The sequence below is a fragment of the Hamadaea sp. NPDC050747 genome, from assembly GCF_040654195.1.
GTDB lineage: Bacteria > Actinomycetota > Actinomycetes > Mycobacteriales > Micromonosporaceae > Hamadaea.
The window spans coordinates 1-3,459 of the sequence record NZ_JBFAHM010000037.1; the positions used below are offsets into that span (position 1 = coordinate 1).

The window sequence follows — 3,459 nt, forward strand, 5'->3', positions numbered from 1 at the left end:
GAAAGTTTGTCCGGCGGTGTCCTACTCTCCCACACCGTCCCCGGTGCAGTACCATCGGCGCTGGAGGGCTTAGCTTCCGGGTTCGGAATGTGACCGGGCGTTTCCCCTCCGCCATGACCGCCGTAACACTATCAACCTGTCAAACCACGAGCCCGATCCGGCTACAAATGGTTGCTGGTCGTGATGTGAAAAGTGAACGCGAGCAACAACAAGACGTGTATCCACTGTCTGTGTTTAGTCAAGTCCTCGGCCTATTAGTACCAGTCCACTGAACCCGTTACCGAGCTTACATGTCTGGCCTATCAACCCAGTCGTCTACCTGGGGGCCTTACCCACTCACGTGGTGGGAGACCTCATCTTGAAGCGAGCTTCCCGCTTAGATGCTTTCAGCGGTTATCCCTTCCGAACGTAGCCAACCAGCCATGCACCTGGCGGTACAACTGGCACACCAGAGGTTCGTCCGTCCCGGTCCTCTCGTACTAGGGACAGCCCTTCTCAAGTCTCCTACGCGCACGGCGGATAGGGACCGAACTGTCTCACGACGTTCTAAACCCAGCTCGCGTACCGCTTTAATGGGCGAACAGCCCAACCCTTGGGACCTGCTACAGCCCCAGGATGCGACGAGCCGACATCGAGGTGCCAAACCATCCCGTCGATATGGACTCTTGGGGAAGATCAGCCTGTTATCCCCGGGGTACCTTTTATCCGTTGAGCGACACCGCTTCCACAAGCCAGTGCCGGATCACTAGTCCCGACTTTCGTCCCTGCTCGACCCGTCAGTCTCACAGTCAAGCTCCCTTGTGCACTTGCACTCAACACCTGATTGCCAACCAGGCTGAGGGAACCTTTGGGCGCCTCCGTTACCCTTTAGGAGGCAACCGCCCCAGTTAAACTACCCACCAGACACTGTCCCTGAACCGGATAACGGTCCGAAGTTAGATACCCAAACACAACAGAGTGGTATTTCAACGTTGCCTCCCACCGAACTGGCGTCCGATGCTCACAGGCTCCCACCTATCCTACACAATTGAGTCCGAATACCAATGTCAAGCTATAGTAAAGGTCCCGGGGTCTTTCCGTCCTGCCGCGCGTAACGAGCATCTTTACTCGTACTGCAATTTCGCCGGGCCTGTGGTTGAGACAGTGGGGAAGTCGTTACGCCATTCGTGCAGGTCGGAACTTACCCGACAAGGAATTTCGCTACCTTAGGATGGTTATAGTTACCACCGCCGTTTACTGGCGCTTAAGTTCTCAGCTTCGCCGTGAGGCTAACCGGTCCCCTTAACGTTCCAGCACCGGGCAGGCGTCAGTCCATATACAGCGTCTTACGACTTCGCATGGACCTGTGTTTTTAGTAAACAGTCGCTTCCCCCTGCTCTCTGCGACCCCCACCAGCTCAGACAGCACGTGCCATCACCAGCAGAGGCCCCCCTTCTCCCTAAGTTACGGGGGCAATTTGCCGAGTTCCTTAACCACAGTTCGCCCGTCGCCTCGGTATTCTCTACCTGACCACCTGTGTCGGTTTCGGGTACGGGCCGCTCACAACTCGCTAGAGGCTTTTCTCGGCAGCATAGGATCACTGACTTCACCTGATACGGCTCGGCATCACGTCTCACCCCCATGCACCACGGATTTACCTATGGTGCGGGCTACACGCTTACCCCGGCACAACCACCGGCCGGGCTCAGCTACCTTCCTGCGTCACCCCATCGCTCACCTACTACCCACCAAGATCCCAACACCCGCATGCTCAGCCCGAAGGCCTCCCACACAGGCGGAGGTTAGTACAGTGAGGTTCAGCGTTGACGCTGCTTCGCGGGTACGGGAATATCAACCCGTTGTCCATCGACTACGCCTCTCGGCCTCGCCTTAGGTCCCGACTCACCCAGAGCAGATAAGCTTGACTCTGGAACCCTTGGTCATCCGGCGGCAGGGTTTCTCACCCTGCTTTCGCTACTCATGCCTGCATTCTCACTCGCACGCGCTCCACGGCTAGGTCACCCTGCCGCTTCCCCGCACGCACGACGCTCCCCTACCCACCCACACGCCTAGACCCAGAGCCCGCAGGCGACTGGGCCGAGCAAAGTGTGAGTGCCACGGCTTCGGCGGTGTGCTTGAGCCCCGCTACATTGTCGGCGCGGAACCACTTGACCAGTGAGCTATTACGCACTCTTTCAAGGGTGGCTGCTTCTAAGCCAACCTCCTGGTTGTCTGCGCGATCCCACATCCTTTCCCACTTAGCACACGCTTAGGGGCCTTAGCCGGCGATCTGGGCTGTTTCCCTCTCGACTACGAAGCTTATCCCCCGCAGTCTCACTGCCACGCTCTCACTTACCGGCATTCGGAGTTTAGCTGACTTCGGTAAGCTTGTAGGCCCCCTAGGCCATCCAGTAGCTCTACCTCCGGCAAGAAACACGTGACGCTGCACCTAAATGCATTTCGGGGAGAACCAGCTATCACGGAGTTTGATTGGCCTTTCACCCCTAACCACAGGTCATCCCCCAACTTTTCAACGTTGGTGGGTTCGGCCCTCCACGAAGTCTTACCTTCGCTTCAGCCTGCCCATGGCTAGATCACTCCGCTTCGGGTCTAGGACACGCGACTGAACGCCCTATTCAGACTCGCTTTCGCTACGGCTACCCCACCCGGGTTAACCTCGCCACATGCCACTAACTCGCAGGCTCATTCTTCAAAAGGCACGCCGTCACCTCCAGCTTACGCTGTCAGCTCCGACGGTTTGTAGGCGAACGGTTTCAGGTACTATTTCACTCCCCTCCCGGGGTACTTTTCACCATTCCCTCACGGTACTAATCCGCTATCGGTCACCAGGGAGTATTCAGCCTTACCAGGTGGTCCTGGCAGATTCACGGCAGATTACAGGGGTCCGCCGCTACTCGGGACACGCCACAGGAGATCTGGAACTTTCACCTACCGGACTATCACCGTCTACGGTGCGCCTTCCCATACGCTTCGACTAGCCCCAGATTTTGTAACTCCTCGACCGGTTGTCAGCCCAGCCAATGGCATCCCACAACCCCCCACGTGCAACCCCTGACAGGTATCACACACGCAAGGTTTAGGCTACATCCGCTTTCGCTCGCCACTACTCACGGAATCACTATTGTTTTCTCTTCCTGCCGGTACTGAGATGTTTCACTTCCCGGCGTTCCCCCCTACACCCTATGAATTCAGATGCAGGTAACACGACATGACTCGTGCTGGGTTCCCCCATTCGGACACCCTGGGATCACAGCTCGGTTGACAGCTCCCCCAGGCCTATCGCGGCCTCCCACGTCCTTCATCGGCTCCTGGTGCCAAGGCATCCACCGTCCGCCCTTAACAACTTGACCAAAGACAGATAGATACTTCTCGGCTTCTACAAACATGTCAAAAACATGCAGAGAAACAAGATGCTCGCGTCCACTATCCACATCTCAACAAACAACCAACCACAACCCA

At 57.0% G+C, this 3,459-nt stretch carries 2 rRNA genes; both read right to left on the bottom strand.

Annotation, left to right across the window (positions count from 1 at the left end):
- Window positions 1–8 precede the first annotated feature (8 nt).
- Window positions 9–125, bottom strand: a 5S ribosomal RNA gene (rrf, locus tag AB0H43_RS38910).
- A gap of 109 nt (window positions 126–234) precedes the next feature.
- Window positions 235–3,350 (bottom strand): 23S ribosomal RNA (locus AB0H43_RS38915).
- Window positions 3,351–3,459: the final 109 nt, after the last annotated feature.